The organism is Bradyrhizobium sp. (genome assembly GCF_035309285.1).
GTDB lineage: Bacteria > Pseudomonadota > Alphaproteobacteria > Rhizobiales > Xanthobacteraceae > Bradyrhizobium.
This window is the reverse complement of sequence record NZ_DATGFH010000171.1, coordinates 16032-29085: the sequence shown is the minus strand read 5'-3', so window position 1 is coordinate 29085 and position 13054 is coordinate 16032. Positions and strand designations below refer to the sequence as shown.

The window sequence follows — 13054 nt, the reverse complement described above, 5'->3', positions numbered from 1 at the left end:
CGTCTTGCAGTGCGGCTTTGTGCCATTGGCATGGCCAGGCAGAGTAATTTCTTCTATAGGCACTCGGTGCAACTGAGTCTCCCCCTCCAATGATCTCCCTCGCGCATAGCCTGCTCGGGCTGGCATCGGGAATGCTGGTCGGTTTTTCGCTCGGCCTCGTCGGCGGCGGCGGATCGATCCTGGCGGTGCCCTTGATGGTCTATGTGGTCGGCGTGCCCGAACCGCATGTGGCGATCGGCACCAGTGCGATCGCGGTCGCCGCCAACGCCGCAATCAACCTCTCCAACCATGCCCGAGGCGGCACGGTGGTGTGGTCCTGCGCGCTGATGTTCGCGGCCGCCGGTATTGTCGGCGCGTTTTTTGGATCGCTGCTCGGCAAGATGCTCGACGGCCAGAAGCTGCTCGCCTTGTTTGCGCTGGTGATGCTGGTGATTGCACTTCTGATGCTGAAGACGCGGGCGAAGGTCGGCGCCTCCGACGTCAAGATGAGCATGGCAAACCTTCCGGCGATCGTCGGCCTTGGCCTCGCCACCGGCTCGCTATCCGGCTTCTTCGGCATCGGCGGGGGCTTTCTGATCGTGCCGGCGTTGATGCTGGCGACCGGCATGTCGATCATGAATGCGGTGAGCTCGTCGCTGGTCGCGGTCACGGCTTTCGGCCTCACCACGGCCTTGAGCTATGCCTGGTCGGGCCTGGTGTCCTGGGGATTGGCCGGCCTGTTCATCGCCGGCGGCATCGCGGGCGGGCTTGCCGGCACGCGATCGGCGCGGCTCTTGGCGGAGCGGCGCGGCGCGCTGAATATCGTGTTCGCCGCTGTCATTATCGCGGTGGCACTCTATATGTTGGCGCGTAACATCTCCTATTTCGCGGCGTAGGAGTTAGTAAGGGCCGAAGCGGGACGACTTATGCGCAACTGGATCGATTTCACTGGACTGACACCTAACCGCCGCGATGCGCTGGCGCTGCTCGGCGGCGCGGCGATGCTGGGCGTCATGCCGCGTACGGCGTGGGCCCAAGCAGAGCCGACTGAAGCCGCGGTGCTGCGCGATCCCGACAATCCGGTGCTCGGCAACCCCGACGGCGACATCACCATTGTCGAATGGTTCGACTTCAACTGCCCCTATTGCCGCAAGCTCGAGCCGGAGCTGCGCCAGGTGGTGCAGGACGACGGCAAGGTGCGCCTGGTGTTGAAGGACTGGCCGATTCTCGGGCCGGTGTCAGTCGTGGCCGCGCGCGTGGCGCTTGCGTGCAAATACCAGGACAAATACGACAAGGCGCATGATGCGATGATCGGCGTCAGCTCAAGACTGACCGAGCCGCGAATCTATGAATTGATCGCAGACGCCGGCGTCGATGTCGACCGCGCCAAAAAAGACCTCGACACCCATGCCAAGGCGATCGACGCGATGCTCGCGCGCAATAACGAGACGGCCGAAGGGCTGGGTTTCCGCGGCACGCCGTCCTTCATCGTCGGCAAATTCCGCGTGCCCGGCGTCTTGAGCATGGATGAATTCGAGCAGGTCATCGCCGACGCGCGCAAGGCGAAAAAGGCGATCAATAAAACGTAACGGCGCCCTCGCGGAAAGCGAAGACGCCGCCTCGATGCGCGCTTCACGCCGCAACTACTTCGACGAAATCCTGATCCAGTCCTGATGCGCGCGGCTCTTCAGCGCGTTCCAGTCTGCCGACGCGACATCCCAGTTCACGATGGTGCGATTGGTCTGGGCGACCTGGCCACTGGCCACGCTCGACGTCTGCGTCGAGTCGTACACGTAGACGCCGCAGAACAGCAGCAGCGCTCCCACAATCAGTCCGATAAAAAACTGCATGGCAACCTCTCCGGTGACGGCCATCAACGCGGTTCATGCGGGTTGGTTCCGTCTTGAGAAGAGTTCTCTGCGCTGCAATCTCTCGTTCATTTCCCATTCAGCCAACGCAGCACGTCTGCGTTGATCTCGCGCGGATAGGTGTGGCTGAGGTCGTCGATCTCGCGATAGGTGACGTCGGCGCCGGCAAGCGATAGCGTCTCTCGCGTATGGCGCGCGACTTGCACCGGAAACATCCAGTCGAGCTTTCCGTGCGCGAGATAGATCGGCAGGCCGCGCAGCCGATCTCTGTCGGCCATCTCCGCCATCAGCGGATGGAAGGTGGACGCGACCGGAGCGAGATGAGTGAAGGGGGAGGCGGCATCGAGCCCGCTGACATAGCAGAAGGTGCCGCCGTCGCTCATCCCGGTCAGCAGCATCCGCGCGGGGTCGACATTCCAGCGGCTCTGCACGGACGCAAGTATGCGCAACAGATTCGGCGTGTCGGCATCTTCGCCCATCAGCGCCCAGGTCGGGCCGGTCGCGGTCGGAGCAATCAGGATGGCGCCAAAGCTGCGGGCGTCGCGCAGCCAGCTCCACACGAAATTGCGGCCGTTGCCGCTGCCGCCATGCATCGCCACCACCAGGGGCCAGGCGCGATCAGGTGTGTAGTATTCGGGAACGTAAAGCGAGAAGCCGCCGCGGCTGCCGGGCTCGTTGTGGTCGTGCATCACGCCGCTGTGGTCGGCGGCGGGCTTGGCAAGACGCGCCTTGAGGATTTCGTCATCGCGGCGTGAGGGATCGAGGAAGAAGTCGCTGACCGGCGGAAATCGTCCTGATAGCGGATAGAGCGCTTCCTGCGCGCGAGCCGAATAACGCAGGGCGCGAAACACTGCAACCAGATCGCCTTGCCCATGCAGCACGGCGCGCAAGCCGGTGAAGGCGGAAAGCGCAGCATCGCTTGCCGTCTCGAGCGCGGCGCGCACATCGACGAAATCATCAGGCCACTCGCAAAGTTGCGCGCGTACAGACCGCAAGGCTTCGTCAGGCGCGCCGATCGCCTCCATCACGCGGCCGAAATCCGGCGGGTTGAGATGTCGGGCGACAAAGGACAGCGCTTCAAGCGACTGCAACAGCGGCGGCAGCACGGCCACGATGTCATCGACCACGGCCTCGCTCATTGCCAAGCTCTCAAGCTCAATGCGGCACCGGTGAAATCGCGTCAGTCAAGCCTCGAGAGTGAAGCCTCGTCAATGAAGCCTTGTCAATGAAGCCTTGGCCCCTTCAACAGCTTCGCCCGGTCGGTTGAGGCCAGCACGACGTCGAAGGTGACGCCTTCATGATGCACGGTCAGCGGCACGTCGACGCCCGCAGGCCCCAGCGCCCAGAGCTTGCGGTAGAAGCCGGCCTGGCTCGTGATCTTCTCGCCCTTCACCGCCAGGATCACATCGCCGGTCTTCAGCTCGGCGCGCGCCGCCGGCCCGTTGCCGGAAATGCCGATCACCACCACGCGGTTGTCGATCTCGGTCGAATACATGCCAAGCCAGGGCCGCGGCGGGCGGTTGACCTTGCCGAAGCGACGCAGATCGTCGAGCACGGGCTTCAGGATGTCGATCGGCACGATCATGTTGACATGCTCGGCCTTTCCGCCGCGCTCGCGCTCGAGCTGCAGCGAGCCGATTCCGATCAATTCGCCGCTATTGGCGATCAGTCCGGCGCCCCCCCAGTTCGGGTGCGCCGGATAGGTGAAGATCGCCTCGTCGAGCAGATACTCCCAGTAACCGGCAAATTCCTGCTTGGCCGCGATCTGGCTTGCGACCGAGCGCGTGCGCCCTCCGGCACCGCCCACCACGACGCGGTCACCGATCCGCGACGCGGCCGAAGAGCCGAGCGGCAACGGCTCAATATCCATGTGGCCCAGCGCCTGCACCAGGCCAAAGCCGGTGACGGCGTCAAAGCCGAGCGAATGGCCTTCCATGACGCGGCCATCGCCAAGATGCAGCCAGACGCTCTCGGCCTCGGTGATCAGGTAGCCGATGGTGAGCACGAGCCCGTCGTCGATCACGACGCCGTTGCCGGCGCGCTCGGTCCCCAGCGTCTCCGCCGTGAAGCCGTCTTGAGGGATGATGGAATGCAGCCCGACGACGGAGGAAAGCACGCGGTCGACGTCGAAACCGTAATCACCGTCATGAGGCTGGAAGGCGGGCGGCACTTTCCATTCGGTCAAAGAGGGCATCGCGGCTCTCCTGTGGTGTCGGCGCGAAGCAGCGCGCCGGGGACGATCGGCGCCCTGCGTCTTTTTCGCGTAAGGCGCCCAAGCAGCTTTCACCGCTTAATGTAGCATCTTTGGCTGAAAGCGCACCAGTTCCGTCATGGTAAGCACAGCGGGATGTGAACGTTGTGTTCATACGAGCTCGGAAAGCAAGGCGCGGGCGTTGCGCACGTCGGGCGCGAACTCGCCGCCTTCGATTTGTCCAAGGATCGGCTCGATCAGCGCGCGAATGTCATCGCTTGCTCGCGCGCCTTGCCACAATCGGCCCAAATCGATCGCTGCGCGCAGTTCGAGCAGACGCGCGTCCTGGCCCCTTGCGACTTCGATCGCGTGGTGAAAACACGCCTCGGCGCGCGCGGGGTCGCGTCCGCGGCGCTGCAAGGCCGCCTGTCCGGACAGGCGATGCAGATCGGCGAGCCAGTAGCGCTCGCCGGATTGCGCGACAAAGGCAAAGCCGTCGTTCAGCGCAGCCTCCGCGGCGTCGAGATCGCCCGCTGCGAGCTCCGCTTCGGCGAGATTGGACAGCATGATGGAGTTTCCGGTATTTCCGCCCGACCGCTTCAGCGCATCGAGCGTTTGGCGAAGTGCCGCGATATTGGCCGGTCCAGGCTCGCGCATCGCCCGCGCATAGGCATGATGAACGCTCGCGAGCAGCCGGATCTGCTCGACCTTCTTCTCGGCACAGAAAATAGCCAGTTCGGCGGAGTCGCGCTCCAGCTCGGGTAGTTCATGCAGCGCAAGCTGGGGCCAGGTTCGAACGCAGAAGTTCGCGGAAGCGACTGTCGTAGCGTGGCCATGGCCGGACGCCTCGGCGAGCACCTGGTCGCGGATGTGGGCGGCACTGTCGAGCAGCCCGAGCGAGATCCGCACCAGCACCTCGAAGGACAGGATCGCGATGCCCTGATCCCAGCCGAAGCGGTAACTCAGCGCCCGCTGCCGCTGTTGGTCGCGATAGGCGAAGCCCTTCTGCAGGCTCGCCAGTGCTTCGCGATTTTGCCCGGAATAGAACTGGATCGTGGCCAATTGCCGGTAGCCAAGAACCCGGTAGGCCGGATCGTCCAGCCGTTCCGCCACCTCGATGATCTCGCGGGCAAAGGCAAGCGCCTCGGTAAGGTGCGCTGCGAGCGTGGTGCCGGCACAGAGCCCGTACAGGACGGAGACGCGCTGCAGATCCGTGCCGATGCCGCGGTCGAGCAGTTGTTTTGCCGCCATCATCGCGGCAAAGGTCTCCGGCGCCGAAGCGCTTTTGAGCGGCACCATCGCATTGGCGCGGGCGACCAGGAGCGCCAGCTCGAGCGCGTCGCGTTCGCCGCCCTCCGCGATGCTGCCAATGAGCGCCAGCCCCGCGCTGGCATGACGTTCGGCTTCGACTGGCGCCGACTGCGACAGCGCGAGCTCCGCTGCGGCAAGCCAGGCCGGCGCTGCGGACGCGGCGAGGCCCGCCTCGGTGAAGTGATGCGCGATGGTGGCCGGCGGATATTCTTCTTCGGTTACGCGCTCCTTGAGCGCCAGCGCAATCTGCGCATGGATGCGCTGGCGGCGGCTGCGCAACAGCGAGCCATAGGCCGCGTCCTGAACCAGCGCGTGCTTGAAAACGTAGCTCGCCTTCGGCGGGATACCGCGACGGTAGATCAGCTCCGCTTCCATCAACTGGCGCAGCACGTCGTTCAGTGCCGCGCCCTTGATCGGGGAAATCGCTTCCAGAAGTGCGTGCGGGAACTCGCGGCCGATCGCGGCGCCAATCTGTGCGGTTTCCTTGATCGGCGACAGCCGGTCGAGCCGCGCCGTCAGCGAATCGTGCAGCGTCGAGGGGATCGCCAGCGGCGTCAGCGCCGAGGTCAGCACATAACCGTCGTCTTCCTCGCGCAGATATTCGGATTCCAGCACGCTCTTGGTCAATTCCTCGATGAACAACGGCACGCCGTCGGTCTTTGCCAGGATCTGGTCCAGCACCTCGGCCGGCAGCCTTTTGTGCTCGACGACGCCGTCGATCATCGCGAGCGCCTGGTCGCGGGCGAGGCGGTTGAGCGACAGTGCCGTGACGTGATCGCCGCCGAGCCAGCGCGGCACGAATTCGGGCCGGAACGTCATCACGAACAGTACCGGCAGGTGCCGCACCATCTCGACCCACCGGCTCGTAAGGTCGAGCGAGGTGGGGTCGATCCAGTGCGCGTCCTCCAGCATCATCAACACCGGCGTTCGCCTCGCGACCGTCAGCACCGGGGCGAGCAGCGCGGTGATGGTCCGCTCCCGCATCTCGCCGGGCGCCATGTCGAGCGGGGGATAGCGATCGCCGGTCGGGATTGCCAGCAGCGATGCAAAGAACGGCGCGATGTCCTGGATCGGGAGCCCGGCGCTTGCGATCATCCTTTCCAGCTTGTCGAGGCGTGCGTCGGCCGGCTCGCCAGAGACAAAGCCGGCGGCGCGCCAGATCTGGCCGATCACCGGATGGAAGGCGTCGTTGACGTGATGTGGCGAGCATTGGTAGCGGAGCTGCACATGCGGCTCGCCACTCAGGCTTTCGCGCAACCGCGCCAGGATGCGCGACTTGCCGATGCCAGCCTCGCCCGACAGCATCGCCACCTGGCCCTCGCCTTTGGCCGCGCGACGCCAGCGGTCGAGCAAGAGCGCGATCTCCTCGTCGCGACCGACGAATGGCGTCAGCGCTTCCGGATGCGAGGCCTCGAACCGGCCGACATTTTCACGCTCGGCCGTGATCAGCCAGGCCGGGAGTGGCGCGGCAAAACCCGGGAACGTCTGTGGCCCGAGCGGCTTCAGCACGAAGGCGTCGCCGAGCAACCGGCGCGTTGCCTCGCCAACCACGATCGTGTCCGGCTCGGCCGCCGATTGCAGCCGCATCGCAAGGTTCGGCGTGTCACCGACCAACTCACGCAGGCGTGCTTCGCCTTCGCCGATCAGCTCACCCATCACGACGAGACCGGTCGAGATGCCGATGCGCACCTCGAGCGCCGCCGCATGCTCCTGGCGGAGCTTTGCGACCGCCTCAACCAGCGCAAGCCCCGCCCTTGCTGCCCGATCGGCGTCGTCCTCATGTGCGCGCGGATAGCCGAAATAGACCATCGCGGCATCGCCCATCCATTTGGCGATGTGGCCTTCAAAACGGCCGACCGCGGCCGCCACCGCGCCCTGAAAGGCGCGGATCAGGTCGGCCATGTCCTCAGGGTCAAGCTGCGCCGTCAGCTCGGTCGAGCCGACGAGGTCGCAGAACATGACAGTCAATTGCCGCCGTTCGGGCGCGTCCGGCGCCATCGGCTCGGAGGCGGGCGGCTCGCTTGCGAGCTCGCGGATGGCGCGCAAGAGCTTCAGCCGGTGTCCGAGCGGAACACCGAGCTCGATCAAATGCTGATCGGTCAGCTCCGGCAGGATATCGGCTTCGATCGCCTGTTCGCGGAACAGATCTTCATACTGATCGAGGCCGAGACTGCGCAGCCACGTCCCGACGTCCATCCTGGCCGGCCTCCCTTGCCAAACCGGGTCAAGTTATCGCGCGATTATTTGTTTGGGTAGGTATTGGGGATTTCCGGCCAGGTTGAAAAAGACGCCTTTCGCCCTACATGATGGGTCGTTGATCGTGCGCCGTTCGGTGGTCCTTTGGGATCAACCGCTGCAGAAAAGAACGGCACGCTGCCTGGTCGGAGCCTTTAACCCGATCCCTTGATAAACCGACATTTCCAGGACGATGCAGTGCGGTTCCTCGCGCTGCCATGGAGCACATGAAAGCCCCCTTCAAACCAACGCAGACGACCGTACGGCCGCGCCCGACATCGAAAGCAGCCAACCCGATGCGGCGAGCAACCATGCTCCCAAACGCCAGACGAGAACACATGCCTCGCGAGGACGCGATGGATCCGCGAAAGGCGCAAAAAAGCTATGAAACCTACTTGGCTTTGGCCCGCACTGAAGAGCTGAAGGGCGACCCGATCGCCGCCGAAAACTATCTGCAGCACGCCGAGCACTATTTCCGCACGATGCACGCCAGCTCGAACTAAGCTCGCGCGCTACGGATCCAGCTCGGTGTCCCAATAGAGATAGTCGAGCCAGCTATCGTGCAGATAGTTCGGCGGAAACAGCCGGCCGTTGCGATGGAGCTGGTGCACCGTCGGCGCGAACGGCGCCTGCCTGGGAAACATCTTCGCCTGTTGCGGTGTCATGTTGCCCTTTTTCAGGTTACAGGGCGAACAGGCCGCGACCACATTTTCCCAGGTGGTCTGGCCGCCTTTCGAGCGAGGGATGATGTGGTCGAAGGTGAGGTCGTCGCTCGCCGAGCAATATTGGCAGACGAAGCGGTCGCGGAGGAAGACGTTGAAGCGGGTGAAGGCGGGGTGGGTGGTCGGCTTGACGAAGGACTTTAACGAAACGACGCTGGGCAATTGGATTTCGAAGCTCGGACTTCTTACCGCACGGTCGTAGTGCTCGACAATGTTCACACGATCGAGAAACACAGCCTTGATCGCGTCCTGCCACGACCAAAGCGACAGCGGGTAATAACTCAGCGGCCGGAAATCCGCATTCAGCACCAGGACCGGCCAACCGCCTTGCGAGACATGTGCGTTCAAATAACGCTCCTGACTCCCATATCGGCTGCGAAGCAGCATGTGTTGACATACTACATGCAGCGTGACGGGATTGTGAAGAGCTTAGAAGAGCTTATCCCGCAAGTACGGTCCGCGTTCCACGCGTGTCCGCAAGCCTGTTTGAGGACAATGAGTCAGGGTGGGAGGCGTCGATGCGGCGAATGGCTCGCGGCTGCAATTGCGGCCGCACTCTGGCTTGGATGCGGCGGCATCGCGTCCGCGCGGGATTACCCGCACGCCCATCACCATGATCGTGCCGTTTTCGCCCGGCGGGATGACCGCTGGCGTGGTTCCGAGAAGGTGACCGGCGCCAAATTCGCGCCCGGGCGTTGCGCACTATCAGAAGGGGGAAGCCAAGCGCTGGTGGCGGATCCTACGACGCGATCTTCTCCAACTTCTGCAAACACCGGCTCGTCCGCACCGACACCGGCATCTCCTGATCCGGAAAGCTGGTCCTCCAGTTCGTCACGCCGACCTCGCCGACATAGATGTCGCCCTTCGAATCCAGCGCGATGCCGTGCGGCGCGAGGAATTTTCCGACCTCGACGCCGGGACCGTGCTCGCCGCCGAGGCGAGCGATGCGCTTGCCCTTGGCATCGACGATCGAAAGCCGAGGGCCGAGATTGGGGACCTTGAGATTGACGGGCATGCCGGGTCCGAGCTCGCCGATGATGAAGTTCGGCACTTTGCCGCCACAGCAACACAGCGCGCATGGCCGGTGCAGATTGTTCCACTGCGTCTGATATTTGCCGTTGCCGTCGAACACCTGCACGCGGTGGTTCTCGCGATCGGCGACATAAACGAATCCGTCGGCGTCGGTTGCGATGTTGTGCACGATGTTGAATTGGCCGGGGTCGGTGCCGGGCTCGCCCCAGGTCTTCATCAGCTTGCCGTCGGGCGTGTATTTGTGCACGCAGGCATTGCCGTACCCGTCGGAGACGTAGATCTCGCCTTTCGGCGACAGCGCGGTGTGGGTACAGCGATGGAACGGCTCGCCGCTCATGTAGGGCGCCGGCTTGCCTGGAACGCCGATGGTGAGCAGCACCTTGCCGTCGGTGGTGCATTTGCGCACGGTGTGGTCGCCGTCATCGGTGCAATAAAGGTTGTCATCGGCATCGATATGCAAGCCGTGCGCGCGGGAGAACAGGCCTTCACCAAAACTTCGCAGGAAATTGCCGTCGCGGTCGAGCACGACAACCGGGTGCGCGCCGCGATTGAAGACGTAAATGCGGTCCTTGCTGTCCACCGCAACGGAGGCGACATCTGTGAGCTGCCAGCCGTCGGGCAGTTTTGCCCAGTTCTCCACCACACGATAGCGATGCTCTCCGGAGCCGAGGATGTTTTTCATTGGCGTTCTCCCGTTTAACCGCGTCGTCATTCCGGGATGCGCCGCTAGGCGCAGGCCCGGAATCCATACTCACAGGTGGTGGTTGTGGATTCCGGGCTCTCGCTTCGCGAGCCCCGGAATGACGGCTGTTACTGTATCAGTCCTTCCGCGATCGCCTTGATCTGCAGTGCGAGATAGCGCGAGTTGATGCGGCATTGCGCGAGGCTGCCGGCGATAAAATAGAGGCCGGGCTGCTTCGTGCGCACATACATGTTGCGCAGCTCCTGGCCGTCGCCAAAGCCCCAGATCGGACCGATGCGTTTCGTGACGTTTTCGCCGAACAGGTTGCGCACCAGCTCTTCCTGCGGCCGGTAGCCGGTCGCAAGCACGATGAGATCGGCCGGCAGCGTCTCGCCGTTCTTCATCCGCGCGCCTTCGGCGACGAAAGCGTCGACGTCGGAAAACTGCGCCAGTTTGATCGCGCCGCTCGCCACGAGATCGGAGCAGCCGACATTGAAGTAATAGCCGCCGCCGCGGGACAGGTATTTGAACTGCCAGCCGGTGTTGTCATCGCCGTAGTCGAGCTTGAAACCAATGCGCTCCAGTCCGTCGAGCAGGGGCTGGTCGAGCTTCTTCGATTGCTCCGTGATCATCTGGTGGCTGCGGCGCGCGAGCCTGAGCGGCATCGAGGTCGCGATCAGATCATTGTCGTCCAGCGTGCCTTCGCTATAGGCGGCATAGGCGAGCTGCGCCGACGGCTCGATGTTGGTGATCAGGGTCGGCGAGCGCTGCACCAGCGTGACCATAGCGCCGCTCGAATAGAGATCCTGCGCGATGTCGTGTCCGCTATTGCCGGTGCCGATCACCAGCGCGCGCTTGCCGTGCCAGTTTTCGCCATCGTCATAGCAGCTGGAATGCACGACTTTCCCGGTGAAGTTCTTCAGAGAAGGAAGATCCGGCACATTCGGAATGCCACTGACGCCGGTCGCCATCACGATGTGACGCGGATGCAGATGGCGCATCGCGCCGCCGCGGCGCAGGTCGACGTTCCAGCGGCCGCGGCTCTCGTCATAGGCGCCGCTGATGAACTCCGTACCGGTCCAGTAGTTCAGCTCCATGGCGTCGACATAGGACTCGAACCAGTTGGCGAGCTTGTCCTTGGGGATATAGACCGGCCAGTTCGGCGGGAACGGCATATAGGGCAAGTGATTGACGTGCACCTGGTTGTGCAGGGTCAGCGCGTGATAGCGCTGGCGCCAGTTGTCGCCGATGCGCGGCCATCGATCGACGATCAGCGTGTCGATCTTGAGCTGCTTCAGCCGCGCGGCGATCGACAATCCCGCCTGTCCGCCGCCGACCACGAGCACCGCCGGGTCGTGGTCCGCATAGTCCGCGGAAGCCTTGCGCTGATCGAGCCAGTTGGGCCCGCGGAAATCGCGTGAATAAGCCTGCCCGCGCGGCCGGGTGCTCCCTTGCTCTTCCTCAAAGCCTTTCAGTTCCTCGAGCGCGGTGAACAACGTCCACGCCTTTGGCCGGTTGCCGTCGCTCGCATCCGCCACCAGGCGCAGGATGCCGTGGCCGCGACCGATTTCGGTCTCGAACTTGAAGATCGCCTCGATCGAGGAGGTGCCGGCGCGCATCACCCGGCGCGGGGCAGCGCGCTCCGGGTCGATCCGGAAGTTTTTCGGCAACGCGCGGCGGGCCAGCGTGGGCAGTTCTTTCAGGATCGCGTCGGCGCCGTTCAGCGTCTGCAGGTTCCAGGAGAGCGCCAGCACGTCGCGCCAATAGCTGTCGGCGAGAAACAGCGCCTTCAACGTCCCGTCATCGGCGTCAGCGAGAGCGGCTTCGAACCGCACCAGCCAGTTTTCGGCGGAAACCGAGATGTCATCGGTCTTGTCGAGCATGCGCGACCTCGTTCGCCGGCCGGCTTTCCGCGGCCTCTCCCGAGAGCCAAGGCTATACCCATCGGACGCGCGCAGAAAGCTGGCTAAGCGGCCAATGAGAGCATGTGGCCCTGATCAGGCGGAATAGGTCCCCTCGAGGATGTCGCGGCAGACCTGCTCCGTGGGCCTCGACGGCGCGTGCTGACAATCACTTCGTGCGACGATGAAATCGGCGGCTGGCACGTTTCGATCCCGGATTCTTGCCTGCCGCGATCTTTGCGCTTGCCACGCGCCGTTTTGCAACAGCAACAATGTTTGAAACTGCGTTCGCTTTATCGTCGGTATTGTCTTGGGTGTTTTCTTGGCGCGCGATCACGCCTTCGCGTTTCTTGATCGCGCGATAGAAGCTCCACCATAGATGTGCCGCAGCACCGCGCAGCGGCCGCCAGGGTTCGGCTAGCGGCGCCATCTCCTTTGCAGTCGGCCGCAGCTTCAGGTCCAGTCCGATCTTGATCGCTTCCTGCACGGCGAGGTCGCCGGCCGGCCAGGCATCGCCGTGGCCGAGGCAGAACAGGAGGTAGACGTCGGCGGTCCAGGGGCCGATGCCGTGCAGCGCGGTCAGCGTGTGATGGGCGGCGTCGGCGTCCTCCTCGGCCAGCACATCGAGGTTCAGCCGCTCGGCCGCAAGCTCGCGCGCGATAAGTTTCAGCGTCTTGATCTTGGCGGCCGAGAGTCCCAGCCGTCCGAGCCGGTCAGTCCGCGCGCGGCGCACGGCGTCGTGGTCGAACGGATCGAACACCTTGCAGAGGCGGTCCCAGATCGCGCCGGCGCTTGCGGTCGAGAGCTGCTGGCCGCAGACGATATGGGCGAGCCCGACGAAGCCGGGCTCGCGCCGCCGCAGACTCGGCATGCCGACGCGCTCCAGGATCGGCTTCAGGCGCGGGTCCTGCTTGACCAGCGCCTGGATGGCTTCCTCGAGGTCGTCCTGGGTGTTGAGGTGGATGGTCATTGCGTGGCTCAGTCGTCATGCGCGGGCTTGCCGTCTTCGCAAAGAAGCTTCGCCGGCCAGGCACTGGAGCCCGGCGAAGCCTTGGCGTAGACGGGACCCGCGCATCCATCTCATATCGTAACAGACTCTTGAAGGATGGATTGCCGGGTCAAGCCCGGCAATG

At 64.0% G+C, this 13054-nt stretch carries 11 protein-coding genes; 3 read left to right on the top strand and 8 right to left on the bottom strand.

The window, feature by feature from the left end; genetic code table 11:
* The first annotated feature begins 89 nt into the window (after positions 1-89).
* The gene (locus tag VKR55_RS31240; RefSeq protein ID WP_324409254.1) at positions 90-875 is read left to right on the top strand and encodes a sulfite exporter TauE/SafE family protein; all 786 of its coding nucleotides are present in this window, start codon (positions 90-92) and stop codon (positions 873-875) included.
* A gap of 105 nt (positions 876-980) precedes the next feature.
* Positions 981-1568: a DsbA family protein gene (locus tag VKR55_RS31235; RefSeq protein WP_414642504.1), complete on the top strand. Its 588-nt coding sequence runs from the start codon at positions 981-983 to the stop codon at positions 1566-1568.
* Positions 1569-1622: 54 nt separating this feature from the next.
* On the opposite strand, the gene VKR55_RS31230 is transcribed toward VKR55_RS31235, so the two are convergent.
* The 4 genes from VKR55_RS31230 to VKR55_RS31215 all read right to left on the bottom strand — a co-directional run bounded on the left by VKR55_RS31230 (position 1623) and on the right by VKR55_RS31215 (position 7545).
* Positions 1623-1829, bottom strand: coding sequence for a hypothetical protein (locus tag VKR55_RS31230; protein ID WP_324409252.1), 207 nt, complete (start codon positions 1827-1829; stop codon positions 1623-1625).
* An 86-nt stretch (positions 1830-1915) separates the two neighbouring features.
* Positions 1916-2986: a carboxylesterase family protein gene (locus tag VKR55_RS31225; RefSeq protein WP_324409251.1), complete on the bottom strand. Its 1071-nt coding sequence runs from the start codon at positions 2984-2986 to the stop codon at positions 1916-1918.
* Between the two features lie 83 nt (positions 2987-3069).
* On the bottom strand, positions 3070-4041 hold the full coding sequence (locus VKR55_RS31220) for a S1C family serine protease (RefSeq protein ID WP_324409250.1): 972 nt from the start codon (positions 4039-4041) through the stop codon (positions 3070-3072).
* A gap of 168 nt (positions 4042-4209) precedes the next feature.
* On the bottom strand, positions 4210-7545 hold the full coding sequence (locus VKR55_RS31215) for an adenylate/guanylate cyclase domain-containing protein (protein WP_324409249.1): 3336 nt from the start codon (positions 7543-7545) through the stop codon (positions 4210-4212).
* Between the two features lie 377 nt (positions 7546-7922).
* Here VKR55_RS31215 and VKR55_RS31210 point away from each other — a divergent pair, with 377 nt between their 5' ends.
* A complete protein-coding gene (locus tag VKR55_RS31210) occupies positions 7923-8087 on the top strand; it encodes a DUF4167 domain-containing protein (protein ID WP_324409248.1) in 165 nt (54 codons plus the stop codon).
* Between the two features lie 9 nt (positions 8088-8096).
* On the opposite strand, the gene VKR55_RS31205 is transcribed toward VKR55_RS31210, so the two are convergent.
* The 4 genes from VKR55_RS31205 to VKR55_RS31190 all read right to left on the bottom strand — a co-directional run bounded on the left by VKR55_RS31205 (position 8097) and on the right by VKR55_RS31190 (position 12891).
* Complete coding sequence (locus VKR55_RS31205) at positions 8097-8654, bottom strand: HNH endonuclease (protein ID WP_324409247.1); 558 nt, start codon at positions 8652-8654, stop codon at positions 8097-8099.
* Positions 8655-9045: 391 nt separating this feature from the next.
* The gene (locus VKR55_RS31200; RefSeq protein ID WP_324409246.1) at positions 9046-10020 is read right to left on the bottom strand and encodes a peptidyl-alpha-hydroxyglycine alpha-amidating lyase family protein; all 975 of its coding nucleotides are present in this window, start codon (positions 10018-10020) and stop codon (positions 9046-9048) included.
* Positions 10021-10148: 128 nt separating this feature from the next.
* A complete protein-coding gene (locus VKR55_RS31195) occupies positions 10149-11903 on the bottom strand; it encodes a flavin-containing monooxygenase (protein WP_324409245.1) in 1755 nt (584 codons plus the stop codon).
* A 187-nt stretch (positions 11904-12090) separates the two neighbouring features.
* Complete coding sequence (locus VKR55_RS31190; RefSeq protein WP_324409244.1) at positions 12091-12891, bottom strand: DNA-3-methyladenine glycosylase family protein; 801 nt, start codon at positions 12889-12891, stop codon at positions 12091-12093.
* Positions 12892-13054 lie beyond the last annotated feature (163 nt).